Origin of the sequence: Klebsiella sp. 64 (genome assembly GCF_018223915.1) — a bacterium.
Lineage (GTDB): Bacteria > Pseudomonadota > Gammaproteobacteria > Enterobacterales > Enterobacteriaceae > Klebsiella > Klebsiella pneumoniae.
The window spans coordinates 1-22,908 of record NZ_JAGRQZ010000015.1; the positions used below are offsets into that span (position 1 = coordinate 1).

At 56.4% G+C, this 22,908-nt stretch carries 23 protein-coding genes and 3 pseudogenes; 15 read left to right on the forward strand and 11 right to left on the reverse strand.

All coding sequences use genetic code 11. From position 1 onward, the window contains the following. Positions 1–484: tellurite resistance TerB family protein (locus tag KHQ23_RS12080; RefSeq protein ID WP_211777051.1), on the forward strand; the 484-nt coding region annotated here is incomplete at its 5' end. Positions 485–604: 120 nt separating this feature from the next. Continuing rightward, positions 605–2,665 (forward strand): oligopeptidase B, encoded by a 2,061-nt coding sequence (gene ptrB, locus KHQ23_RS12085; protein WP_211776882.1) that lies wholly within the window; start codon positions 605–607, stop codon positions 2,663–2,665. Positions 2,666–2,668: 3 nt separating this feature from the next. Here ptrB and exoX read toward each other — a convergent pair whose 3' ends face one another. Both exoX and KHQ23_RS12095 read right to left on the reverse strand, forming a co-directional pair. Then, positions 2,669–3,328 (reverse strand): exodeoxyribonuclease X, encoded by a 660-nt coding sequence (gene exoX, locus KHQ23_RS12090; RefSeq protein WP_002911407.1) that lies wholly within the window; start codon positions 3,326–3,328, stop codon positions 2,669–2,671. Positions 3,329–3,406: 78 nt separating this feature from the next. Beyond that, positions 3,407–3,637, reverse strand: coding sequence for a DNA polymerase III subunit theta (locus tag KHQ23_RS12095; protein ID WP_002911406.1), 231 nt, complete (start codon positions 3,635–3,637; stop codon positions 3,407–3,409). Between the two features lie 112 nt (positions 3,638–3,749). Between KHQ23_RS12095 and yobA the strand changes: the two genes are divergently transcribed. From yobA to KHQ23_RS12110, 3 genes are read left to right on the forward strand one after another with little or no spacing between them, the layout of a single operon-like run. Then, positions 3,750–4,124 carry a CopC domain-containing protein YobA gene (gene yobA, locus KHQ23_RS12100; RefSeq protein WP_023285314.1) on the forward strand — a complete coding sequence of 125 codons (375 nt, stop codon included), beginning with the start codon at positions 3,750–3,752 and terminating at the stop codon, positions 4,122–4,124. Positions 4,125–4,127: 3 nt separating this feature from the next. After that, the gene (gene copD, locus KHQ23_RS12105) at positions 4,128–4,997 is read left to right on the forward strand and encodes a copper homeostasis membrane protein CopD (protein WP_023285313.1); all 870 of its coding nucleotides are present in this window, start codon (positions 4,128–4,130) and stop codon (positions 4,995–4,997) included. A 16-nt stretch (positions 4,998–5,013) separates the two neighbouring features. Next, on the forward strand, positions 5,014–5,352 hold the full coding sequence (locus tag KHQ23_RS12110; protein ID WP_002911404.1) for a YebY family protein: 339 nt from the start codon (positions 5,014–5,016) through the stop codon (positions 5,350–5,352). 635 nt (positions 5,353–5,987) lie between these two features. On the opposite strand, the gene KHQ23_RS12115 is transcribed toward KHQ23_RS12110, so the two are convergent. Together KHQ23_RS12115 and KHQ23_RS12120 are read right to left on the reverse strand one after the other, a co-directional pair. Then, the gene (locus KHQ23_RS12115; RefSeq protein ID WP_002911398.1) at positions 5,988–6,131 is read right to left on the reverse strand and encodes an Ecr family regulatory small membrane protein; all 144 of its coding nucleotides are present in this window, start codon (positions 6,129–6,131) and stop codon (positions 5,988–5,990) included. Between the two features lie 104 nt (positions 6,132–6,235). Continuing rightward, positions 6,236–7,204, reverse strand: a complete 969-nt coding sequence (locus KHQ23_RS12120) for a VirK/YbjX family protein (protein WP_004151446.1) — start codon at positions 7,202–7,204, stop codon at positions 6,236–6,238. A gap of 156 nt (positions 7,205–7,360) precedes the next feature. Between KHQ23_RS12120 and pphA the strand changes: the two genes are divergently transcribed. Beyond that, positions 7,361–8,014, forward strand: coding sequence for a protein-serine/threonine phosphatase (pphA, locus tag KHQ23_RS12125; RefSeq protein ID WP_023280291.1), 654 nt, complete (start codon positions 7,361–7,363; stop codon positions 8,012–8,014). Here pphA and KHQ23_RS12130 read toward each other — a convergent pair. The 5 genes from KHQ23_RS12130 to yebS form a co-directional block, all read right to left on the reverse strand. After that, positions 8,011–8,202, reverse strand: coding sequence for a YebW family protein (locus tag KHQ23_RS12130; RefSeq protein ID WP_002911395.1), 192 nt, complete (start codon positions 8,200–8,202; stop codon positions 8,011–8,013). The genes pphA and KHQ23_RS12130 overlap by 4 nt on opposite strands. A 97-nt stretch (positions 8,203–8,299) precedes the next feature. Further along, positions 8,300–8,539, reverse strand: a complete 240-nt coding sequence (locus KHQ23_RS12135; protein ID WP_002911393.1) for a YebV family protein — start codon at positions 8,537–8,539, stop codon at positions 8,300–8,302. A 115-nt stretch (positions 8,540–8,654) separates the two neighbouring features. Next, positions 8,655–10,088 carry a 16S rRNA (cytosine(1407)-C(5))-methyltransferase RsmF gene (gene rsmF, locus KHQ23_RS12140; protein WP_004148845.1) on the reverse strand — a complete coding sequence of 478 codons (1,434 nt, stop codon included), beginning with the start codon at positions 10,086–10,088 and terminating at the stop codon, positions 8,655–8,657. Between the two features lie 123 nt (positions 10,089–10,211). Beyond that, positions 10,212–12,845 (reverse strand): PqiB family protein, encoded by a 2,634-nt coding sequence (locus KHQ23_RS12145; protein WP_002911388.1) that lies wholly within the window; start codon positions 12,843–12,845, stop codon positions 10,212–10,214. After that, positions 12,814–14,097: a membrane integrity lipid transport subunit YebS gene (gene yebS / locus KHQ23_RS12150; RefSeq protein WP_002911387.1), complete on the reverse strand. Its 1,284-nt coding sequence runs from the start codon at positions 14,095–14,097 to the stop codon at positions 12,814–12,816. Before yebS ends, KHQ23_RS12145 begins: the two co-directional genes overlap by 32 nt. Positions 14,098–14,229: 132 nt before the next feature. Between yebS and KHQ23_RS12155 the strand changes: the two are divergent. From KHQ23_RS12155 to htpX, 4 genes and pseudogenes are all read left to right on the forward strand, one after another. Further along, positions 14,230–14,743 (forward strand): annotated as a pseudogene (locus KHQ23_RS12155) (GAF domain-containing protein). Between the two features lie 81 nt (positions 14,744–14,824). Next, the gene (proQ, locus tag KHQ23_RS12160; RefSeq protein ID WP_002911385.1) at positions 14,825–15,502 is read left to right on the forward strand and encodes an RNA chaperone ProQ; all 678 of its coding nucleotides are present in this window, start codon (positions 14,825–14,827) and stop codon (positions 15,500–15,502) included. Between the two features lie 19 nt (positions 15,503–15,521). Further along, positions 15,522–17,570, forward strand: coding sequence for a carboxy terminal-processing peptidase (prc, locus tag KHQ23_RS12165; protein ID WP_004145536.1), 2,049 nt, complete (start codon positions 15,522–15,524; stop codon positions 17,568–17,570). Between the two features lie 235 nt (positions 17,571–17,805). Then, positions 17,806–18,690, forward strand: a complete 885-nt coding sequence (gene htpX / locus KHQ23_RS12170; RefSeq protein ID WP_002911381.1) for a protease HtpX — start codon at positions 17,806–17,808, stop codon at positions 18,688–18,690. Between the two features lie 65 nt (positions 18,691–18,755). Here htpX and KHQ23_RS12175 read toward each other — a convergent pair whose 3' ends face one another. Beyond that, positions 18,756–20,126, reverse strand: coding sequence for an MFS transporter (locus tag KHQ23_RS12175; RefSeq protein WP_002911379.1), 1,371 nt, complete (start codon positions 20,124–20,126; stop codon positions 18,756–18,758). A 177-nt stretch (positions 20,127–20,303) separates the two neighbouring features. On the opposite strand from KHQ23_RS12175, the gene kdgR reads away from it, so the two are divergent. Beyond that, positions 20,304–21,095, forward strand: a complete 792-nt coding sequence (kdgR, locus tag KHQ23_RS12180) for a DNA-binding transcriptional regulator KdgR (protein ID WP_002911378.1) — start codon at positions 20,304–20,306, stop codon at positions 21,093–21,095. Positions 21,096–21,152: 57 nt separating this feature from the next. Here kdgR and KHQ23_RS12185 read toward each other — a convergent pair whose 3' ends face one another. Continuing rightward, a complete protein-coding gene (locus KHQ23_RS12185; RefSeq protein WP_004145533.1) occupies positions 21,153–21,392 on the reverse strand; it encodes a YobH family protein in 240 nt (79 codons plus the stop codon). 159 nt (positions 21,393–21,551) lie between these two features. On the opposite strand from KHQ23_RS12185, the gene mgrB reads away from it, so the two are divergent. The 4 genes and pseudogenes from mgrB to cspE all read left to right on the forward strand — a co-directional run. Further along, positions 21,552–21,695 (forward strand): PhoP/PhoQ regulator MgrB, encoded by a 144-nt coding sequence (gene mgrB, locus KHQ23_RS12190; protein ID WP_002911375.1) that lies wholly within the window; start codon positions 21,552–21,554, stop codon positions 21,693–21,695. A gap of 74 nt (positions 21,696–21,769) precedes the next feature. Next, complete coding sequence (locus KHQ23_RS12195) at positions 21,770–22,060, forward strand: YebO family protein (RefSeq protein WP_002911374.1); 291 nt, start codon at positions 21,770–21,772, stop codon at positions 22,058–22,060. 590 nt (positions 22,061–22,650) lie between these two features. Further along, a pseudogene (locus KHQ23_RS12200) lies at positions 22,651–22,722 on the forward strand (DUF2627 domain-containing protein); the annotation flags it as partial. Between the two features lie 85 nt (positions 22,723–22,807). Then, a pseudogene (cspE, locus tag KHQ23_RS12205) lies at positions 22,808–22,908 on the forward strand (transcription antiterminator/RNA stability regulator CspE); the annotation flags it as partial.

Below are 22,908 nucleotides of genomic sequence, written 5' to 3' on the forward strand. Positions count from 1 at the left end.
GCTGGCAGGCGGCGGGGCGGTGGCGGGCACGGTGTTATGGAACAAGTATCAGCAGAAAATGCGCGCGCAGAATACATCCGCCCAGGCGCCTGAGACGGCAGCGGCGCCGGCGGAGGTCGATCCGCGCAGCGTGCGGCTGATCACGGCCCTGGTATTTGCCGCGAAAAGCGACGGTCATATTGATGACCACGAGCGGGCGAATATTGAAACTCAGCTGCGGGCGGCCAATATTGACGTTCAGGCCCGGGTGCTAATTGACCAGGCGCTGGCCCAGCCGCTGGATCCGCAGCGTCTCGCCGAGGGCATCATCGACCCGCAGGAGGCGCTGGAGATCTACTACGTCAGCTGCGCGGTGATTGATATCGACCATTTTATGGAGCGTAGCTACCTTAATGCGCTGGGAGACGCCCTGGCGCTGCCGAAAGATGTCCGGGCCGATATAGAACAGGATATCCAGTCACAAAAACAAGCGCTAAGCGTCTAAATCATCACGTTTCGCTTGCATCGCTCGCGTCTTTTGCCACCCTTATAGACACGTCATCATTCAGGCGCCACCCTGCGCCCTGAATGCTCTTGTGTCACGATAAAGCAGCAGAAGAATAACATGCCACCTAAAGCTAAACGGATCCCTCACGCCATGACCTTGCATGGCGATACACGCATCGATAATTATTACTGGCTGCGCGACGATGAGCGCGCGCGACCTGACGTGCTGGAGTATCTGCACGCGGAGAACGCTTACGGCAAGCAAGTGATGGATTCGCAGCTCAGCCTGCAGGAGCGTCTGCTGAAGGAGATTATCGACCGCATTCCGCAGCGGGAAGTCTCTGCCCCCTACAGTAAAAACGGCTTTCGCTACCGTCAGGTGTATGAGCCGGGCTGCGAATACGCTATCTACCAGCGGCAGTCGGTGCTGAAAGAAGAGTGGGATGAGTGGGAGATCCTGCTCGATGCCAACCAGCGGGCGGCGAAGAGCGAGTTCTACACCCTGGGCGGACTGGGCATTGCGCCCAACAACCAGCTAATGGCGGTGGCGGAAGATTACCTTTCCCGCCGCCAGTACGGCCTGCGCTTTTGCGACCTCAGCAACGGCGAGTGGTACCCGGAAATCCTCGAAAATGTTACCTCCGGCTTTGCCTGGAGCAACGATTCACGCTTTGTTTGGTATGTGCGTAAACATCCCACCACGCTGCTCCCTTATCAGGTCTGGCGCCACACCGTCGGGACACCGGCGCAGAGCGACGCGCTGGTCTACGAGGAAAAAGATGAGACCTTCTACGTCAGCGTGCATAAAACCACCTCCCAGCAGTTCGTGGTAATTTATCTCTCCAGCGCCACCACCAGCGAAGTGCTGCTGCTCAACGCCGAACTGCCAGACGCCGAGCCGGTCTGCTTTCTGCCACGGCGTAAAGATCATGAATACAGTCTTGATCACTATCAGCACGCTTTCTATCTTCGTTCCAACCGGGAGGGGAAGAATTTCGGCCTCTACCGTACCGTGCTGCGTGATGAAGAACAGTGGACCACGCTGATCCCGCCGCGTCACGACGTGATGCTCGAAGGATTTACCCTGTTTACCGACTGGCTGGTTGTGGAAGAGCGTCAGCGTGGCCTGACCAGTCTGCGGCAAATTAACCGCAAGACCCGGGAGGTGGTGGGGATCGCTTTTGACGATCCGGTCTATGTCACCTGGCTTGCCTATAATCCGGAGCCCGAAACGTCGCGACTGCGCTACGGCTATTCCTCCATGACTACGCCGGATACGCTGTTTGAACTGGATATGGATACCGGCGAACGAAGAGTGTTCAAACAGCAGGAGGTAAAGGGGCTGGATACGAGCTGCTACCAGAGCGAACATCTGTGGGTGACCGCCCGCGATGGCGTCGAAGTCCCGGTCTCTCTGGTCTACCATCGCGAACATTTTCGCCAAGGGAGCAACCCGCTGCTGGTCTATGGCTATGGCTCATATGGCGAGAGTATCGATGCCGATTTCAGCGCCAGCCGGCTGAGCCTGCTCAACCGCGGCTTTGTCTACGCCATCGCCCACGTCCGCGGCGGCGGCGAGCTGGGTCAGCAATGGTATGAAGACGGTAAATTCCTGTGTAAGAAAAATACCTTCAACGACTATCTGGACGTCTGTGACGCGCTGCTTGCCCAGGGGTACGGCGATCCGCGGCTTTGCTACGGCATGGGGGGCAGCGCCGGCGGAATGCTGATGGGCGTGGCCGTGAATGAACGGCCAGAGCTGTTCCATGGTGTGATAGCCCAGGTGCCGTTCGTCGATGTGGTGACCACCATGCTGGATGAAACTATTCCGCTGACCACCGGTGAATTTGAAGAGTGGGGAAATCCGCAGGATGAAACCTATTATCACTATATGAAAAGCTACAGTCCCTATGACGGCGTGAGGGCGCAGGCCTATCCCCACATGCTGGTGACTACCGGTCTGCATGATTCCCAGGTGCAATACTGGGAGCCGGCTAAATGGGTGGCGAAACTGCGGGAACTGAAAACCGACGATAACCTGCTGCTGCTCTGCACCGATATGGATTCCGGACATGGCGGAAAATCCGGGCGCTTTAAAAGCTATGAAGGGGTGGCGCTGGAGTACGCCTTTTTCATCGCTCTGGCGCAGGGGACACTGCCGGGAAAAGCGGCAGTGTAGGGGCTATTCCCCGAGGTAATGCCTGAGCGTCAGGCGCAGTTCGGGGCTCATGCGGTCGAGATTGTTGAATAACCAGCGCAGATAGCCTGGATCGTTTTCAGCAATCTCGGCGACGGCCTTACCCCGGTATTTGCCGAAGGTAAAAGTAGTCAGCAGCGCCGGCCGACCGGTGATATCGGCCATTTCGTCAGGGGTCCAGCCGGAAACATTGATGATATCCAGCAGCAGCGCGGCGGTGATATAGCAGTCATACAGCGCCCGGTGGTGATGCAGTCCCGGCGGCGTAGTCACGTTCAGCTTACGTGACTTATATAACCCCATATTGCTGTATTTGATTCCCGGCCACAGGCGTCGGGCCAGCTTCATCGTACAGATCCACTCGCCGTGCATCTCCGGCAACACCCGGCGATCGAAGCTGGCGTTATGCGCGACGTACCACGGGCTGCCATGATAGTGCGGAATAATCTCCTCAATCCACGGCTTATCGGCGACCATCTCTTCCGTGATCCGGTGGATAGCCATCGCCTGCGGGCTGATGGGCCGATCGGGACGCACCAGATGGCTCATGGGATTGGTAATTTGCCCGTCGACTATATCGACCGAGGCGATTTCAACGATGCCCCCCTGCAGGCCGCAGGTTTCGGTATCAATGACGCGCAGCATGGCTCGCTCCAGAGCAAAACAAATAGCGTAATGGAATTGGTCGGGCTTTCCAACCGACGGGGAGGAGGCGAGCACGCATTATTTCTGTTTCGGCTCCCACGGTAGTCGCGAAAGGGAGACGGAGGCCAACCGATGGGCGATCAGTCGTTCACGGAACCAGTCGCGCAGATGTGCAGGCTGTTCACGCTCGACTAAATCAGCGACCACCGGCATATTGTACCGTTCCTTAAAAGCAACGCCGGCGGCGGCGAGATCGACATTGACTTTATCCATCTCATCTTGCGAAATTTTGGCCAGATTTCTTTCCATCATCCACTCCACTCTGCTTATAAATCCGGTCAGGGCCAGATGCCTGGCTCGACTCTGGCATTATACAGGGTTATTCTCTGTGCTACAGACATAACAAAAGGGAATGACGAATATGCGACTTCTTGCTGGACGCGCGTTGCGTCTCTCCGTTGCGCTTGCCGGGATGTTAACCGCGGCGGGCGCCTTCGCCCACGCTCACCTGCAGCAGCAGATCCCGACCGCCGGGGCGCAGCTTTCAGCTTCCCCACAGATGCTGACGCTCAGTTTTTCCGAAGGTATTGAACCCGCATTCAGCGGCGTGACCGTCACCGGTCCGCAGCAGCATGCGGTGGCTACCGGAAAACTGACCCGCAGCGCCGATAATCCCGCCGAGGTCACGTTACCTTTGGCGGAAGCCTTGCCGCCGGGAGAGTACACCGTGGCATGGCATGTGGTCTCGGTGGATGGTCATAAAACCAAAGGGCAATATACCTTTAGCGTGAAGTAAGCGATGCTGACCGGGCTCTATATTACCCTGCGCTTTGGGCACTTTATCTCCCTGATGCTGGCTTTTGGCTGCGTGCTGTATGGCGCCTGGTGGGCGCCGGTACCGCTGAGACGCGTGCTGATGCTGCGCTTTTATCCACTACTGCGCCCGCTGCTGCTGATCGGCGCGATCTCTACGCTGGCGCTGTATCTCCTGCAGGGAGGAATAATGGGCGAGGGCTGGACGGATGTCTGGCGACCCGCCGTCTGGCAGGCGGTGGCCGGGACCCACTTTGGTGGAGTGTGGATCTGGCAGATCCTACTGGCGTGGATCGCGCTTGCGGTAGTGTGGATCCGTCCCCGTCACGGCGCCCGCCAGCTGGTGGCCCTGCTGGCGGCACAGCTGCTGCTTTCCGCCGGGGTAGGGCACGCCGCTATGCACGATGGTCTCACCGGCGTGCTGCAGCGGACAAACCACGCTGTGCATCTCTTCTGCGTCGCCAGCTGGTTTGGCGGTCTGTTGCCCTTTATCTATTGCCTGCGCCTGGCGCAGGGGCGCTGGCGGCCGGCCGCGGTCTATACCATGGCGCGCTTTTCACGTTACGGGCATCTGGCCGTCGCCGGCACGATTGCCAGCGGAGCGCTCAATGCGCTGTTGATCCAGGGAGGATTGATTGGCGCATCGCCGTGGGGACGCATGTTGTTGATCAAATGTGCGCTGGTCGCCGGGATGGTGGTAATTGCGTTAGTGAACAGGTATGTTCTGGTACCGCGCATGTCGGCAAGCGGTTCGCAGGCGGAAAGCCTGATCCTGCGAACCACGCAGGCTGAAATAGGGCTGGGCGCGCTGGCGCTGCTGGCCGTCAGTCTGTTTGCCACCTGGGAACCTTATTGAATTAACTGGCAAAATCATGAAAAAAATTGTTCTGACCATGTTGTTACTGGCAAGCTCCGGGGCTGCTCTGGCAGCGCCGCAAATTATCACCGTGAGCCGTTTTGAGGTGGGGAAGGAGAGCTGGGCGTTCAACCGGGAAGAGGTTATGTTGACCTGTCGACCGGGTAACGCGCTTTACGCCATCAACCCGAGCACGCTGGTTCAGTATCCGCTCAATGAGGTGGCTGAGCAGCAGGTCAAAGCCGGCAAAACCACCGCGCAGCCGATCTCAGTGATCCAGATCGACGATCCGCAGCATCCGGGACAAAAAATGAGCCTCGCGCCCTTTATCGAGCGAGCGCAGAAGCTCTGCTAAACTTTCTCGCTATCCTGCTGTAATAACATCAAAAAAACCGCCCTTGCCGGACAACGGCAGTGGCGGTTTTTTCGCTGGCAGAGGCCCCCTTTCCAGGAATTATGCAGCCACTTTGGCCGCGGACTGGAAAAGCTGACGCGTTAAACTATTCTTATAGTGCAAGGCGACTTAGCCTGCATTAATGCCAACTTTTAGCGCACGGCTCTCTCCCAAGAGCCATTTCCCTGGACCGAATACAGGAATCGTATTCGGTCTCTTTTTATCTTTATCTGTCTTCTTTCCCAAGAGCCAGCGACATCCTGTCAGTCAAACACCCGCTGGCCTCTGGATGTCCCGTTATAGCACACCGTTTTTAGCATACACAATTCATTTACACATAAATCGCATCCTGTGGAAGGGGAGGTGGCAACGGTGGAACCGTAAACGAGGGCGGAGAAAAGAAAAAACCTGCACCTAAACAGGCCCGGCGTGCAGGTTAACTGGCGGGCCAACATCGGAAGCCTGCTAGTATACATATTTGTATGATAAATAAAATAAGCAAAATCTAAACGATTTGGCAATTCATGCGATTACACCTCGCCGGCTGACGAGGTGGCATAAATAATAAGCACGAGCACTTTTGCGGGCGGAAAATATTATTGCGGAACGCTGAATGTAGGGTATATCTGGCTTTCCAGATAGCAGAGCAATAGCCAAATTTCATCGCTGAAAATAAACCATATGCTCCCGAGCAGAATGACCGCCAGAATAATCAGCAGAAAAATTTCGGTTTTACTCATTATGCAAGCGACTATCCGGTGGCCTTCGGGGACCCTGATAGTAGCGAAATATTGACATAATAAGCAAACGCCATGTTGTAATTCGGCTTCACCGACAGTGCAATTTAGTCACCGGCATGCCGCTGCGTCAATATTGCCACCTGCTCCGTCAGCTGATCCAGCAGCTGGAATCGCCGCCGATATTCAGCCCGTTTTTTACTGGCGATACTCTCCAGCGATTTTCTTTCCAGACATAGCGGTAGCCGCCAGCGCCATGGGCTTTCCGGCTGGCCGTCGATAGACTGCCAGAACTCGTCGTAGCTGGCGTGGAAATGGCGGCCTTTGCTCAGGCGATAGCGCAGGGCGCGGAACACGTGACCGTTATCGCTGACGCCGTAAATAGCCGCGATTTGGCTGCGAGCGGCCAGCTGCCAGATAAACTCCAGCAGCAGGCGCTTCGGAAACAGGCCGTAGCAGGCGCGAGTCGCCTGCTTAATCACCTCATGAGAAACGTGACGTCGTGGCCCCTGCAGACCGCCGATAACCAGCTGCCAGGCATCGTGATCACGGGTTACGCTGAAGGTGGCGCTGGCCAGCAGGGTGTGGTCGCTGTCGCGCAGCCACAGAGTGGTTTCACCCTCACGTTCGGCTTTGCCTGCCGAGGAGGCATAAAGAGTAAACCGGCGGTCCTCTTTTCCGTTTAACGTCAGCAGCGGGACCTCAGACACCGCGGTCATAGCGTGCGCCAGCCGCGATCCGCGTAGGGTGTCGATATAGCGATAATGGTTGATTACCGCCACCGCCCGCTGCCAGGCGTTGAGATCGCGGGTCAGATATTGACGGTGTACTTTGCCCGGCAGCGTAGCCTGCGCGGCCAGCAGCTGATTAAAATCATCCCGAGCGCTGAGCGCTTCCAGCATCGCTCTGGTGGCGTTATAAAATAGGGCCGTGCGCAGCAAAAACTTAAAGCGGTAATTTTTTTGCCGCCAGATGGGGGCAGGTGTCAATCTGCCCATCACCAGATCGGCAATAAGATGCGAGCGCGGCGCTAGCACGCCGGATGAATGCAGGCTATTGTCTGTCACGATAAACACCTCGTTGTGATTTCCCCCTATTTTAAAGCGAGCCACTGACAAGCTTAATCCTCTGGCGGACTATATTTGCCGTCTGTTTAAAATTGATTGAGGTGTAAATTAAATTCCGTGGACCTTTGCTGGAATTACCTATAATTACCGCTGAGAGGTAATTATATGTATCAACGTATTAACGGCAGCGACTGGCGTAATATCTGGCTGATGGGCGATCTGCATGGCTGCTTTGCGCTGCTGATGAATCGCCTGCGTCAGTTGCGTTTTGATCCCTGGGCCGATCTGCTGATCTCGGTGGGCGATCTGATCGATCGCGGGCCGCAGAGCGCCGATTGTCTTGGCCTGTTGCGCTGTCGCTGGTTCAGGGCCGTTCGGGGGAATCATGAGCAGATGGCGCTGGAGGCGCTGGAGAGCGGAGATATGCGGCTCTGGCAGATGAACGGTGGCGACTGGTACGTCAAGGGTGATGCGCGGCAGCGGGCCGACGTCGATCGGCTGCTGGCGCACTGTCGGCGGCTACCGTTGATTATTGAAGTGGAATGCGGGAAAGCGCGGCATGTGATCGCCCACGCCGATTACCCGGCGCCGGTCTATCGCTGGCAGCAGCCGGTGGATCCCCAACGGGTACTATGGAGCCGCCATCGTCTGAGTGAACACCTGGCGGGGCGCCATGGCGCTATTGCCGGCGCAGACCATTTCTGGTTTGGCCATACGCCGCTTCAGGCGCGTTATGACCACGATAATCAACACTATATTGATACGGGCGCTGTGTTTGGTGGGATGCTGACGCTGGTGGCGCTGCAGTCGGCAGGCTAAAAGTCGCTGTATTCGCTGGCGGGTTGCCAGAAGCCATCAATAAAATCTTCTATCGGGTAGCAGCCACCGTGGCGGATCCGCTGATCCTCCATCGCCACTAAGCACTGCGTTTCCTCGCGGTAGACGTCAACCACAATGTCCTCGCAGCCGCCATCCAGATAGCAAATAAACAACACTAAGGCAAACATCCTGGCCTCATGCTCGGGTTCACATACTATTTAGTGTAGGGGATGACGGCGGGACGGGGAAATAAATAACCCGTCTCAGGCGACGGGTTCATTGGTGTCAGGCAAGGCGCATGACCCAGGCATCGGACTGGCGGTCGTAATGTTTACGGTAGAGAACGGAATGTTCGCCATTGAGAATCGCGGGCACGCTGGTGTCGGCATCCCAGGCGTCAAGCTGCATACATAAGTCTGGATCGGATTTGCAGGGTATGCTTAACGTTCGCTCACCCTGATGCTCACCGTGCAGTTCGGCATCGTCTATTTCGAACGCGCCGATGCGGACATTGGTTTTACTCATCGCTTCACCCCATTTTTCAGCTGAGTTGTGGTACGACCAGTTATGGCCGTTATTTTTCAGCGTAGTCAATGGGGCGAAAAGCGCCAGTCAAAAAGTGCGCATTTTTTGCGCGGCCTCACACCTTGCCGGCAAAAAGTTTTCCATCGCGCACCAGTTCGCGCGGATAGCTGTTCTTCAGTCGGGAGCCCACGCGCTTCGCCAGGCCCAGCGGGACGCCCTGGAAGGTCACAATGGTTTCATCCTGCCCAGGCGCGGTTTGCGGATAGACGTCGCGCCCGCGATACCATTCCTCCGCTTCCTCCTGCGACAGCTCGAAGGCGCGCTGCGGCGCGGCAAAGGCGATAACCGCCTCATGCTGCCAGCGGTACCCCTTATTGTGCAGCTCCGCCAGGCGCACGCCGATGCGAGAAAAGCGCACCTTGCCGAACAGGGGCTCCAAAGCCAGCGGAAACAGCCACAGCTCTTTATCCCGCTGCCACAGCGTATGGCCTGCATCCCACTCCAGGCCAACAGCCCTGGCGGCGGCAGTTACCGCGGCGGCCTCCCGGTCCTTCAGCGGCGTAAACGGGAATTTACCGACCTTATAGCCTGGCGCCGGGAGCGGATCGATCGCCGCAGTTTTGCGCAACCTCGCGACAAAGAAGCCTTCGCAATCGTAAATTTGCGGAAAAACGTGCAGAAAACCTTCCGCGGTTAAGGCGTCGGCTGCGCCGGGAAACAACTCTCCCAGCGGCAGGATCTCCACCGCCTGCGGATAGCGGGACAGCAGCCACTCAATGACCGATTGATTTTCTTCACGATTCAGGGTGCAGGTGGAATACACCAGCGTCCCGCCAGGGCGCAGAGCATGGAAGGCGCTGTCGATAAGCTCGCGCTGAGTGGCGGCGATGTCGAGGTTGCTCTCCGGCGACCAGTTTTTCAGCGCGTCGGCGTCTTTACGTACAACCCCTTCGCCGGAGCAGGGGGCGTCAAGCAGGATGGCATCGAAGGTTTCGGGCAAGGCCGCGCCAAAAACCCGGCCGTCGAAGTGGGTCAGAGCGACGTTGCTGATGCCGCAGCGGCTGATGTTGGCATGCAGCACCTTCACCCGGCTGGCGGAGAATTCATTGGCGAGAATGCCGCCCGCGTTGCCCATTCGGGCTGCAATTTGGGTGGTTTTCGATCCCGGGGCGGCGGCAACGTCCATCACCCGTTCGGGCTGCCGGTTATCGGCGAACAGGGCGGCGACCGGCAGCATCGAACTGGCTTCCTGAATATAGAACAGCCCGCTGAGATGTTCGGCGGTACTGCCCAGCGGCAGCGCGTCGTCATCCTCTCGCTCGATCCAGAATCCCTCTGCGCACCAGGGCACCGGCGCGAGCTGCCAGCCGTAGGGGGCAACCAGAGAGAGGAAATCATCGACGCTAATCTTCAGCGTATTGACGCGAATACTGCGGCGTAGCGGGCGCTGACAGGCGGCGATAAAGTCGTCGAAAGAGAGATGCGCTGGCATCGCCGCGCGCATTTGAGCGAGAAACGCTTCAGGGAAATAGACAGTATTTTCAGCCACGGGCAGCGCACCACAGAAAAAAAGGGTGCGCAGTTTAGCACAAACGCCCCGGCGCGTGACACCGGGGCGTGCGGTTTATCCTCTCCCCGCGCCCGGCGTTGCCCGGGGCGGGAGAAGGGGGCATTACTGCGGCAGAGCGGTGCCCCACTCCCGCCACTCTTTCGGCTCGCTCTCCTGCAGCAGGAAGTGCTTGCCATCCTGGGCCTTCGGCGCCAGCGGCGTGCCCGGCGGCGTGGCAAAGGCGATCCCGCCGCGGATAAACTGATTGAAGGTACCGGTTTTCACCACCCCGCCAATCAGGCCGAAGTCGAGGCTGTAACCCGAGGCCAGCCAGAACACCGAGTTATTACGTACCAGGTACTGGTAGCGCTTACTGATGCGCAGCTTAACCATCACCCGGTCAGACATCGACCCCAGCGACAGTCCGGTAACCGTCCCGACTTCCAGTCCGCGGAACAGGACCGGCGTACCGATGCCAAGCGACCCCGCCTCCGGCGCTTCCACCACGATGTTCAGGCCGTCGATATAACGCGAATCGCTGATCGTCGTATCCTGGATCTCAAAATCGCGTCGTGCCGGGCCGCGGCCGGGCTCAACGTTGATGTAGGCCTGGAACAGGGTGTCGAGATGTTCCACGCCCGCGGCGGAGATTTGCGGGGTGATCACCGAGAAGCGGGTCCCGGCGCGGGCGAAGGTGCCGACGTATTCCGGATAGAGCACCGCTTTCGCCTGCACTTCGTTTTTGGCGGTGATTAGCTCCAGCGACTGGATTTGACCGATGTCGATGCCGAGATAACGAATCGGCATCCCGGCCGCCATCTTCCCGGCGTCGTACGCGTGCAGGGTGATTTGGCCGCCCACGGCGCGCGCCGCCGTTTCAGATGCATAAAGGATACGTTTGTTATTCAGCCGTGCTCCGGCGCTGCTGCCATTGAGGTTATCGAAACTGATCGCCCCTTTGATCGCGCGCGCCAGCGGCGAGGCCTGCACGGTGAGTCCGTTACCGTCAAGCTTGACCTTCGCACCGCCTTCCGCCCAGAAGACGCTGTTGTTGGTCAGCAGGTAGCGGTACTCCGGCTTGATATGCAGATCGATATCGAATGCATCCTTGCGCGGTTTGACGGCGATGATCTCGCCGACGGCGAATTTACGATACAGCACCACCGAGCCGGCCTGAACGTCAGGCAGCGTCTCAGCAGACAGGCTCAGGGTAGTGGTCGGCACTTCGCTCAGGCTATTTTCCTGCGCCTTTTCAAGGTTAGCGTACAGCGGATAGCTGCTTTGCATTTTGCCTTTTTCGCCGGGGATCACCCTGATCCCGCCGTTCACCCATTCGCTGGCGCTGGCGCCCAGCACCTGCACGCCGTCGAGCCCCACTTTGACGTCCAGACGACTGTTAACCACAAATTTGCTGTCGCCGTGAATTAGATCGCGGTATTCAGGATCAATGGCAACCTGAAAGGTTACCCCTTTGGCCGTCAGTTTACGCTCCAGCACCTGGCCGACTTTTACTCCGTGCAGCACCAGCGGCTGACCGCCGTCGATGCCGTAGCTCTCCGGCGCCGAGAGGGTAACGGTGGCGACGTTGGGCTCATCCAGCAGCGCTTTATCCGCCGGCATTACCGAGAAGTGATTGCGTGGCTCGCCTTCGCCGGGCACCAGCTCAAAGGTATTGCCGGTGAGCAGGGTGCTAATGCTGGGGTTATCGAGGGAGAGCTTCGGCTTCTTCATCTGAATCAGCGTTTTCTCCCGCAGCAGCGTCACCACGCTCGGGTCGACGGTCATCTCGCCAGTAACTTTGCCGCCGGGGTTTAGATTCAGTTTGCTTAACTGGCCTACCTCCAGCCCCTGATACATGAGCGGCGTCGAGCCCGCTTTCAGTCCATCGCCATCAGGCAGATCGAGGGTCACCACCACGCCGCGCTGGCTATGCGCCAGATCTTCATACAGGTGATATTCATCGTTTTGCGAGGCGACATGCGAATCGGCGGGGGAGTCAAAGGCGATGGCGCCGTTCACCAGCGCGGACAGGTTCTCCAGTTGCACTTTGGCCCCGCTCAGGCCGACGTCGGCCTTGACGCCTGAGACGTTCCAGAAGCGGCTGCCTTTTTTCACCAGATTGGTAAACCGGCGCTCAATTAGCACATCGATGGTCACCCCCTGATTATTGGCATTCAGGGAATAGTCATACACCCGCCCGACCGGGATTTTTCGGAAGTAGACCAGCGAGCCGCTGTTCAGAGAGCCAAGATCCGGCGCCTGCAGGTGGATCATTAGCTCGCCGTTGTTGATGCGGTATTTAGGTTGGGTGTCAAGGGCGACAAAGTGATCTTCGGGTTCACCCTTGCCCGGCATCATGCCGATGTAGTTCCCGCCCACCAGCGCATCGAGGCCCGATACGCCGGCCAGAGAGGCTTTCGGCGTGACCAGCCAGAACTGGGTCTCTTTGCGCAGCGCATCTTTCATATCGCGTTTGATGCTGGCCGAAACCTCAATCTTACTCAGATCTTTACTGAGGCTAATATCCTGGACGGTGCCGACTTCAACCCCCTGATAGCGGATCGGCGTCCGTCCCGGCACGATGCCGTTCGCGGACTGGAAATCAATCGTAATCGTCGATCCGCGGTCGTCAAAGCTGGTCCAGATTAGCCAGGCGGCAATCAGCAACGCGATGACCGGCAGCAGCCAGAATGGCGAAATACGGCGTTTGGTTTTTATTCTGGCTTCAGTCTGCGAAGCGGGCGTTTCCTGACTCATGTGCGTCCCAAAGTAAGCGGCTGTCCAGCCATTCAACTGCAAGAATAGTTAAAATTACCGCGCCGCCAAAGTAAACCGCAGCCGGCCCCATGGTGAAGGCGAGGAGCTGATCGCGATTTATTAGCGACATGGTGAGTGAGATAACAAACAGATCCAGCATCGACCAACGGCCAATCCAGGTGATTAGCCGCAGCAGCAGGATGCGGGTGCGCAATCCCTGCTCGCACTTGAATTGTATGCTGAGCAGCAGGGTAAATAACACTATAACTTTGGTGAATGGCACCAAAATACTGGCGATAAACACGACCCCGGCAATGGCGATATTGCTGCTGGCCAGGGAGATGATCCCCGAGAGGATCGTGTCGTCCTGGCGCGCGCCGTTGACGTAGATGATGGAGATTGGCAACAGGTTGGCCGGAAAGAGGAAAACCAGCGAGGCAATCAGCGCCGCCCAGCTGCGCTGCAGGCTCTGCGGTCGGCGATGATGCAGCGGCGTGTGGCAGCGTCGGCAGCGGCCGCGCGCGTCGCGATAGCCGGTGTAATGACAGCCGGTGCACACCTGCAGATTATTATCGGCGCGGGTCGCCGGACGCTCGGGATAGAAACGCTCCCATAGCTCTTCGACGTTCATATGAATAAGCGTCAGGATGCTCAACAACGTCAGGGAGATAAACGCCACCAGACCGATGCCCGGCTGCAGGAAGGCGTAATCCTGCACCTTGATGGAGGCGACGCCGATGCCCACCAGATAGATATCCAGCATCACCCACTCTTTAAGCTTGCCGAGCATCAGCAGCACCGGCCGCAGGTTCATCCCCAGCACATTGCCCAGCCAGAGATAGCTGATGGAGACCACCAGCAGCACCGGGGCGACCACCGCGCAAAACAGTACCATGGCGGCGGTAATCGGATCGCCCTGCGCGGTCATCTGCCAGATCCCCTGCAGGACGTTGGCGTCGATGCGTACGCCCAACAGATGCAGGCGCAGCAGAGGTTCAGACCAGGCGAAAGGCATGAGCAATAGCATCGCGAGGGCCATGCTGCCCAGGCGGGTCAGCGACCAGTCGCGACCATCGCGCACCTTCGCGTTACAGCGCGGACACCAGGCGCTTTGGTTGCGTTTGAGCACCGGTAAGCGGAAGAGCATGTCACACTGCGTACAGCGCTGATAATGCGCATAGGGAAGCGGCGTGCTGACGGTATGCACGACCATCTTTTTCGCAGGTTTGAGGGTGGGTGTTTTTATCGGCATTTATTACGTACAGGAATGAATGTATCTCACTATCTTAACCTATGAATGAATTCATCTTGAGCCCAAGCGCATTTAATGCTTATTTTAGTAGGCTGTACGTATCAGGCAGTAAGACAACAAAGTGAAGATATAATGAGCAAAACAGAATTTTACGCGGATCTGAACCGCGATTTCCAGGCATTAATGGCAGGTGAAACCAGTTTTCTGGCGATGATCGCCAATACCAGCGCGCTGCTGTTCGAGCGGCTGAGCGAGGTCAACTGGGCCGGTTTCTACCTTCTGGAAGGCGATACCCTGGTGTTGGGACCGTTCCAGGGCAAACTGGCCTGCGTGCGGATCCCGGTCGGGCGAGGCGTATGCGGCGCGGCGGTGGCGCAGGCTCAGGTCCAGCGCGTCGAGGACGTCCATGCCTTTGACGGCCACATTGCCTGTGATGCCGCCAGTAATTCGGAAATTGTCTTCCCTCTGCGCGTGAATGGCCAGATTATCGGCGTGCTGGATATCGATAGTCCGGCTTACGGGCGCTTCACCGCTGAAGATGAGCAGGGGTTGCGCACGCTGGTCGAGCATCTGGAAAAACTCATTGCGGCCACGGATTATCAAAAAATCTTTACCCGTGTCGTGGGATAATCAACGGATAACGTAGCATTTAGCGAGGACGTCATTATAATGTCGCCTGTTCATGCCTGCGGCTTGTTGGCTACGTCCGTTGTAATCAGGAAATTTCATGGAAAATCAACCTAAGTTGAATAGCAGTAAAGAAGTTATCGCCTTTCTGGCCGAACGTTTCCCGCAGTGCTTTAGCGCTGAAGGTGAAGCGCGCCCCCTGAAAATCGGAATTTTTCAGGATCTCGTTGAGCGAGTGGGTGGTGAGATGAATCTCAGCAAGACCCAGCTTCGCGCTGCATTACGTCTCTACACGTCCAGCTGGCGTTATCTGTACGGCGTAAAAGCCGGCGCTATTCGCGTTGACCTGGATGGCAATCCGTGCGGCGAACTGGAAGAGCAGCACATTGCCCATGCGCGTCAGCAGCTGGAAGAAGCGAAAGCTCGCGTTCAGGCGCAGCGCGCAGCCCAGCAGGCGAAAAAACGCGAAGCCGCTGCGGCCGCAGGCCAGCAGGATGAAGGCGTTCGCCGCGAGCGTAAACCGCGTCCTCAGCAGCCGCGTCGTAAAGAAGGCGCTGAACAGCGTAAACCGCGTCCTGTTGCGGCCAAAGCCCCGCGTGAAGAGCGTCTTACTCCGGTATCGGATGTTTCCGTTCTGACCGTCGGCCAGGCGCTGAAGGTAAAAGCAGGCAATAACGCCATGGACGCCACCGTTCTGGAAATCACCAAAGATGGCGTTCGTGTACAGCTGACTTCTGGTATGTCAATGATTGTACGCGCAGAACACCTGGTGTTCTGAAACGGAGGCCGGGCCAGGCATGAACACATTTTTTAAAATCACCGCGCTTGCGGGCCTGCTGGCAATAGCAGGCCATGCATTCGCTGTTGATGACATAACCCGCGCAGATCAAATCCCCGTGCTGAAAGAAGAGCCGCAGCACGCGACGGTAAGCGAGCGCGTGACGTCGCGCTTTACCCGCTCTCATTACCGTCAGTTTGATCTCGACAACGCCTTCTCGGCAAAGATTTTTGACCGTTATCTGAACCTGCTGGACTACAGCCACAATGTGCTGCTGGCCAGCGATGTGGCGAAGTTTGCGGCTAAAAAAGACCAAATTGGCGATGAGCTGCGCAGCGGGAAACTGGATGTCTTTTACGACCTCTACAACCTGGGGCAGCAGCGCCGCTTCGAGCGCTATCAGTATGCGCTGAAGGTGCTTGAACGTCCGATGGACTTTACCGGCAATGATAATTTCAACCTTGACCGCTCCAAAGCGCCGTGGCCAAAAGACGAGGCCGAGCTGAACAAGCTGTGGGACGCTAAGGTTAAGTTTGACCAGTTAAGCCTGAAGCTGGCGGGTAAAGACGATAAAGAGATCCGCGACACCTTAACCCGTCGCTATAAGTTTGCTATCCGTCGCCTGGCGCAAACCAACAGCGAAGATGTCTTCTCGCTGGCGATGACCGCCTTCGCCCGCGAAATCGATCCGCACACAAATTATCTGTCGCCGCGTAATACCGAGCAGTTCAACACCGAAATGAGCCTCTCACTCGAGGGGATCGGCGCCGTGCTGCAGATGGATGATGACTATACCGTCATTAATTCGCTGGTGGCGGGCGGTCCAGCCGCGAAAAGCAAAGCGATCAGCGTCGGCGATCGCATCGTTGGCGTTGGCCAGACCGGGAAGTCGATGGTTGATGTCATCGGCTGGCGTCTGGATGACGTCGTGGCGCTGATTAAAGGGCCGAAGGGCAGCAAGGTTCGTCTTGAAATCCTGCCGGCCGGTAAAGGAGCCAAGACGCGTATTGTAACGCTGACCCGCGAGCGCATTCGTCTGGAAGACCGTGCTGTGAAGATGTCGGTGAAAACCGTCGGGAAAGAAAAAGTCGGCGTGCTGGATATTCCAGGCTTTTACGTTGGCCTGACCGATGACGTGAAAGTGCAGCTGCAGAAGCTGGAAAAACAGAACGTCAGCAGCATCATCATTGACCTGCGCAGCAACGGCGGCGGAGCGCTGACAGAGGCGGTATCGCTCTCGGGTCTGTTTATTCCGTCCGGTCCGGTGGTGCAGGTGCGGGATAATAATGGCAAAGTGCGCGAAGACAGCGACAACGATGGCGTGGTTTATTACAAAGGGCCGCTGGTGGTGCTGGTTGACCGCTTTAGCGCCTCGGCGTCTGAGATCTTCGCCGCAGCGATGCAGGACTATGGCCGCGCGCTGATCGTTGGCGAACCGACCTTCGGTAAAGGGACGGTACAGCAGTATCGCTCGTTGAATCGTATTTACGATCAAATGCTGCGTCCGGAGTGGCCGGCGTTGGGTTCCGTCCAGTACACCATCCAGAAGTTCTATCGTATTAACGGCGGCAGTACGCAGCGCAAAGGCGTGACGCCGGATATCATGATGCCAACCGGCAATGAAGATCGCGAAACCGGCGAGCAGTATGAAGACAACGCGCTGCCGTGGGATAGCATCAACGCGGCCACCTATGTGAAGTCCGGGGATCTGACCCCGTTTGGACCGGAGCTGCTCAAGCGCCACGACGAGCGTATTGCGCAGGATCCTGAATTCCAGTACATCATGAAGGATATTGCCCGTTATAACGCGATGAAGGACAAACGTAACATCGTCTCTCTGAACTACGCCCAGCGTGAGAAAGAGAACGAAGAAGATGATGCGATTCGTCTGGCGCGGATTAACGATCGCCTGAAACGCGAAGGCAAGCCGCCGTTGAAAAAACTGGACGATCTGCCGAAGGATTACCAGGAGCCGGATCCGTATCTTGATGAAACGGTCCATATCGCGGTAGACCTGGCGCATCTGGAAAAAGCGCGCCCGGCGGTGGAACCGCCGGCCAGCAAATAAGTTGCTAACGGGCACCCTGAGAGGTGCCCGTTTTTTTTGTGCGCGTTGTCATCGCCATTCAGCTCATCTAACAAAATGTCAACCTGCGCTGCCGCTGTCAGCAAGATGCTACAAAATGTAAAGTTGTGTTTTTATCGTGACTTAGCGGGGGCTGATGGTTGAAAATTGCAGCCTGACCCATACGATGTGGGTAATCGCATAGTGCGTTTTGTTAAATCGAGGTAAAAAGAAAATTATGATGCGAATCGCGCTTTTCCTGCTGACGAACCTGGCAGTGATGGTCGTGTTCGGGCTGGTGTTAAGCCTCACGGGGATCCAATCCAGCAGCATGACCGGTCTTCTGATTATGGCCCTGCTGTTCGGCTTCGGTGGTTCTATCGTTTCGCTGATGATGTCGAAGTGGATGGCGCTGAAGTCAGTGGGTGGGGAAGTGATCGAGCAGCCGCGCAACGAAACGGAACGCTGGCTGATGAATACCGTTGCGCAGCAGGCGCAGCAGGTAGGTATTGCCATGCCGCAGGTAGCTATCTATCACGCGCCTGACATTAACGCCTTCGCCACCGGCGCGCGTCGTGACGCCTCGCTGGTCGCCGTCAGCACCGGGCTGTTGCAAAACATGAGCCGTGATGAAGCGGAAGCGGTCATTGCCCATGAAATCAGCCACATCGCCAATGGCGATATGGTTACCATGACCCTGATCCAGGGGGTGGTGAACACCTTCGTTATCTTTATCTCCCGCGTTATCGCGCAGATTGCGGCCGGTTTCCTCGGCGGCAACCGGGAAGATGAAGGGGAGAGCAGCAATGGCAACCCGCTGATCTACTTCGCTGTCGCCACGGTGCTTGAGCTGGTGTTCGGTATTCTGGCCAGCATAATCACCATGTGGTTCTCGCGTTACCGTGAGTTCCATGCTGACGCCGGCTCGGCGCGTCTGGTAGGCCGCGAGAAGATGATTGCAGCCCTGCAGCGTCTGAAAACCAGCTATGAGCCGCAGGAAGCCAGCAGCATGATGGCGTTCTGCATTAACGGTAAAGCGAAATCCATGAGCGAACTGTTTATGACCCACCCGCCGCTGGATAAGCGCATTGAAGCCCTGCGTAGCGGTGAATATCTGAAATAATCCATCTTCTGACGCTGAAAACGACAATCCGCAGCCCGCAAGCTGCGGATTTTTTTTACCGTCCGTCAGGCTGCGCGCGGCTGAGTGACCCGCAGACCGCTAATTAGCGCGGCGACGATAGCCAGGGTGCCGGCCAGCAGCAGGGCGGTGTGGGTGCCGTTGTTACCGAGCAAATTGAATAGCAGCGCCACCAGCGCCGCGCCGGTGCTCTGTCCGAGCAGGCGAGCGGTGCCCAGCATGCCGCTGGCGCCGCCGCTACGATGGCTCGGAGCCGAGGCGACGATGGTATGGTTGTTCGGCGACTGAAACAGCCCGAAGCCGGCGCCGCACAGCGCCATGCGCCAGATGATATCCAGATCGGAGGGCGACGAGGGCAGCAGCGCCAGGCCGAACAGGCCGCAGGCCATAATCAGCAAACCGATAGCCCCCAGCAGCCCGGCATGACATTTCTCGATCAAATAGCCGGCCAGCGGCGCCATCACCATGGTCGCTAACGGCCACGGCGTTAGCAGTAGACCCGTCTCCACTTCGCTGCGCCCCATCATCGACTGCAGAAAAAAGGGCAGAGAGACCATCGCCAGCATCTGCGCGCAGAAGGAGCAGATGGAAGTGCAGATAGAGAGAGAGAAGAGTGGGATACGCAGCAGGTCGACCGGCAGCAGGGGGACGGGCATCGTGAGCTGGCGGCGAACGAAGAAGAACCCCACCACCAGCATAGCGGCGACCTCCGCCAGCACCAGCTGAGTGGACTGCCCCTGGGCGAAACCGCTCAGGGCGGTGATCAGCAGCCCGAAGGTAAGGGCGTTCATAATGGCGCTCGGCAGATCGAAGCGGATGATTTTGCTGCGCGCGCTGTTGGGCGGCAGAAAGCGCATGGCCAGAACAAAGGCGACGATGCCGAGAGGCACGTTAATTAAAAACAGCCATTGCCATGAGGCGAGGGAGAGGATCGCTGCGGCGATAGTCGGGCCTGCCGCCGAAGAGACGGCAACGACAAAGGAGTTAATGCCCATGCCGCGACCAAGAAAGCGCTGCGGATAAATCAGACGGATCAGCGCGGTGTTGACGCTCATCAGCGCGGCGCCGCCCAATCCCTGCGCGACGCGAGCGAAGGTTAGCATTTCGAGGCTACGCGACAGCGCGCAGGCCAGCGAGGTAAAGATAAACACCACCAGGCCTATCTTATAGATACGCCGATAGCCGACCATGTCGCCGAGGAAGGAGAGCGGCAGCAGGGCGATGACAATGGCGATTTGGTAGGCGTTAACGATCCAGATTGAAGCCGCCGGTGAGGCGTTGAGATCGCTGGCGATAGTCGGCAGCGCGACGTTGGCGATAGCCCCGTCGAGCACGGCCATGGTCAGCCCAAGCACGATGGTCAGAATGGCGCCATAGCGTTGCGGCAACGGCACGCCATCAGAAGAATTTTTATCCATGGTGAATATGAGTCTTAAATGAAACGGTTTTTTGAATGATGAGTTTAGCATTGATTAATTCGCAGTATGTCGCAGATTTGTAACGAAGTGGCAGAAGAATGATTGCGGCTCAGAGGCGGCGAATTTATAATAAAAACCGGTTCTAATTTTTATAAAACAGTTACGACGAGGTGATAAATGGCAGGTGCAGATTTGGATAAACAGCCAGATTCTGTCTCTTCGGTATTGAAGGTTTTTGGCATCCTACAGGCGCTGGGTGAAGAGCGTGAAATTGGCATTACCGAACTGTCCCAGCGCGTCATGATGTCGAAAAGCACCGTTTATCGCTTTTTACAGACCATGAAATCACTGGGCTATGTGGCACAGGAAGGAGAGTCTGAGAAATACTCTCTCACCCTCAAGCTGTTCGAACTGGGCGCGCGCGCGCTGCAGAACGTCGACCTGGTGCGCAGCGCCGATATTCAGATGCGCGAACTTTCGCGACTGACGAAAGAGACCATCCATCTTGGGGCGCTGGATGAAGACAGTATCGTCTACATCCATAAAATTGACTCGATGTATAACCTGCGGATGTACTCGCGTATTGGCCGCCGCAACCCGCTGTACAGTACCGCGATTGGCAAGGTGCTGCTGGCATGGCGCGATCGCAGCGAAGTGGAGCAGATCCTCGACGGCGTGGAGTATAAGCGCAGCACCGAGCGGACCATTACCAGCACCGAGGAGTTGCTAAAAGTGCTGGATGGCGTTCGCGAGCAGGGCTATGGCGAGGATAATGAGGAACAGGAAGAGGGGCTGCGCTGCATTGGCGTGCCGGTGTTTGACCGTTTCGGCGTGGTCATCGCCGGGCTGAGCATCTCTTTCCCAACGCTACGTTTCTCTGAAGAACGCTTGCATGAATACGTGGCGATGCTCCATCAGGCGGCGCGTAAGATTTCTGAACAAATGGGATACAACGACTATCCGTTCTGAGGCGGCGGATAACGGGGTTGGCGACCGCGGCGCTACGTCGCGATCGCCGGTTCGATGTTAGCCGTTATCAACCACGGTTGTGCTTTTACGCAGCAAAGGGCAACTGCTGACGCCGATCACTCCGCTGTCGGAATGAACATAAAGTGCGGTGCTGACTCCGCGGGCGGTGAGGTATTGGCACTTAAGACCCAGACCGCCGACGTTTTCCTCACTGTGGAATAACACCCCATAACCGCTCAATAATACGCCAATCCATAAGATAGCCACCAAGATAATAGTACGAATGATTAATCGCATTGATGCCTCATTATTTGTATGATCCCTGGCGTGATTTTGACACGAACACGTTTTGAAACAAGTCGATGATTCCTAAACTTACCTTTCGTAATACAGTTAGCCGCGGTTTAAGAAGGCCGTGCTATCCTGGCGACATTGCGTACTGATGCGGAGAGTGGAGTGAAAAAATTACGGTGGGTTTTACTGATAGTCATCATAGCAGGCTGCCTGTTGCTGTGGACTCAGATGCTTAACGTAATGTGCGACCAGGATGTTCAGTTTTTCAGCGGCATTTGCACTATTAATAAATTTATTCCGTGGTAAGACATTTTTCTGCCGACTGATTTCCTTCTGCGCCGCGGGTGGTAGAATGAACGCCTTCTCTTTGAGGTGGTGAAATGAGTGAGTTACTAAATCCTGGGATTTTAAATCTGGCATCGCTGGCTGTGTCCGTGGCGCTGCTGCTTGTCGGTCTGTTGTTATGGTTCTTCGTCAACCGCGCCAGTTCGCGGGCGAATGAGCAGATAGAGCTGCTGCAAGCGCTGCTGGATCAGCAAAAGCGGCAGAATGCGCTGTTACGTCGCCTGTGCGAAGCTAATGCGCCAGAGAAAGAGGATGTGGCTGAGCCGACCGTCGCCGGCAAGGCGAAAGGGGAGGATGAGTTTATCCGCCTGGTAGCTGAACGTTAAGGCGCCCGACAGGTGTGCATCATAAGATGCGCACCTGCATGATAGCGGGCGGTAATATCTTATTCTTATTCCATTATTCCTTTCTTAGTGCAATATCCTCTTTATTACACGCTGTAAATAAAGTCATTCTCGCCGCGTTTATTGTTGGGTAACGTGACACTGTCATCTTTTTTTCATTATTAAGGTGCAGAATTAGCACTATTTTTAGCGTGACGACTAACAGGTTTTATTATCACTACACTGGCACGGCTTAGCGATTTTTAGTCTGGAGTTATAACGAATTATGCGCATCAATATTCACCGTTGCCCACCAGACGCTTACATCACAGCAGTTCGTGTACGGACATACCTGGACGAAGCGAAGTTGTTGAGCTATGGTAAAAAAGTTGCAGTAATGAGGCAGCGAATGGGCGATATTGGCTGATGCTGTAGCGCCTTGCCAGGGGCGGCAAAGACGCATAAATGTGCAGGCGATCAAATGATTACCTTATAATTTGTGCGAACGATCGAGACACGTTTAAAAATGGCTTGCCATTATTTACGTAGTGTGTGATAACACGTTTCGGGTTAAACGAGGTACAGTTCTGTTTATGTGTGGCATTTTCAGTAAAGAAGTCCTGAGTAAACACGTTGTCGTTGAATACCGCTTCTCTGCCGAACCTTAAATTAGTGCCTCATGCAGTTATGTGTCAGTTTTATCTAGGTAAACGCCAGCAGGCGAAGAAAACAGTCTAAGGAATTTTGCAAATGGCAAAGATTAAAGGTCAAGTTAAGTGGTTCAACGAGTCTAAAGGTTTTGGTTTCATTACTCCGGCTGATGGCAGCAAAGACGTGTTCGTACACTTCTC

Coding starts and splice junctions, on each gene's coding strand:
- ptrB (WP_211776882.1), top strand. CDS start 605: ATGCCACCTAAAGCTAAACGGATCCCTCACGCCATGACCTTGCATGGC.
- exoX (WP_002911407.1), bottom strand. CDS start 3,328: ATGCTGCGCGTCATTGATACCGAAACCTGCGGCCTGCAGGGGGGCATC.
- KHQ23_RS12095 (WP_002911406.1), bottom strand. CDS start 3,637: ATGGAAAGAAATCTGGCCAAAATTTCGCAAGATGAGATGGATAAAGTC.
- yobA (WP_023285314.1), top strand. CDS start 3,750: ATGCGACTTCTTGCTGGACGCGCGTTGCGTCTCTCCGTTGCGCTTGCC.
- copD (WP_023285313.1), top strand. CDS start 4,128: ATGCTGACCGGGCTCTATATTACCCTGCGCTTTGGGCACTTTATCTCC.
- KHQ23_RS12110 (WP_002911404.1), top strand. CDS start 5,014: ATGAAAAAAATTGTTCTGACCATGTTGTTACTGGCAAGCTCCGGGGCT.
- KHQ23_RS12115 (WP_002911398.1), bottom strand. CDS start 6,131: ATGAGTAAAACCGAAATTTTTCTGCTGATTATTCTGGCGGTCATTCTG.
- pphA (WP_023280291.1), top strand. CDS start 7,361: ATGTATCAACGTATTAACGGCAGCGACTGGCGTAATATCTGGCTGATG.
- KHQ23_RS12130 (WP_002911395.1), bottom strand. CDS start 8,202: ATGTTTGCCTTAGTGTTGTTTATTTGCTATCTGGATGGCGGCTGCGAG.
- KHQ23_RS12135 (WP_002911393.1), bottom strand. CDS start 8,539: ATGAGTAAAACCAATGTCCGCATCGGCGCGTTCGAAATAGACGATGCC.
- KHQ23_RS12145 (WP_002911388.1), bottom strand. CDS start 12,845: ATGAGTCAGGAAACGCCCGCTTCGCAGACTGAAGCCAGAATAAAAACC.
- yebS (WP_002911387.1), bottom strand. CDS start 14,097: ATGCCGATAAAAACACCCACCCTCAAACCTGCGAAAAAGATGGTCGTG.
- proQ (WP_002911385.1), top strand. CDS start 14,825: ATGGAAAATCAACCTAAGTTGAATAGCAGTAAAGAAGTTATCGCCTTT.
- prc (WP_004145536.1), top strand. CDS start 15,522: ATGAACACATTTTTTAAAATCACCGCGCTTGCGGGCCTGCTGGCAATA.
- htpX (WP_002911381.1), top strand. CDS start 17,806: ATGATGCGAATCGCGCTTTTCCTGCTGACGAACCTGGCAGTGATGGTC.
- KHQ23_RS12175 (WP_002911379.1), bottom strand. CDS start 20,126: ATGGATAAAAATTCTTCTGATGGCGTGCCGTTGCCGCAACGCTATGGC.
- kdgR (WP_002911378.1), top strand. CDS start 20,304: ATGGCAGGTGCAGATTTGGATAAACAGCCAGATTCTGTCTCTTCGGTA.
- KHQ23_RS12185 (WP_004145533.1), bottom strand. CDS start 21,392: ATGCGATTAATCATTCGTACTATTATCTTGGTGGCTATCTTATGGATT.
- KHQ23_RS12195 (WP_002911374.1), top strand. CDS start 21,770: ATGAGTGAGTTACTAAATCCTGGGATTTTAAATCTGGCATCGCTGGCT.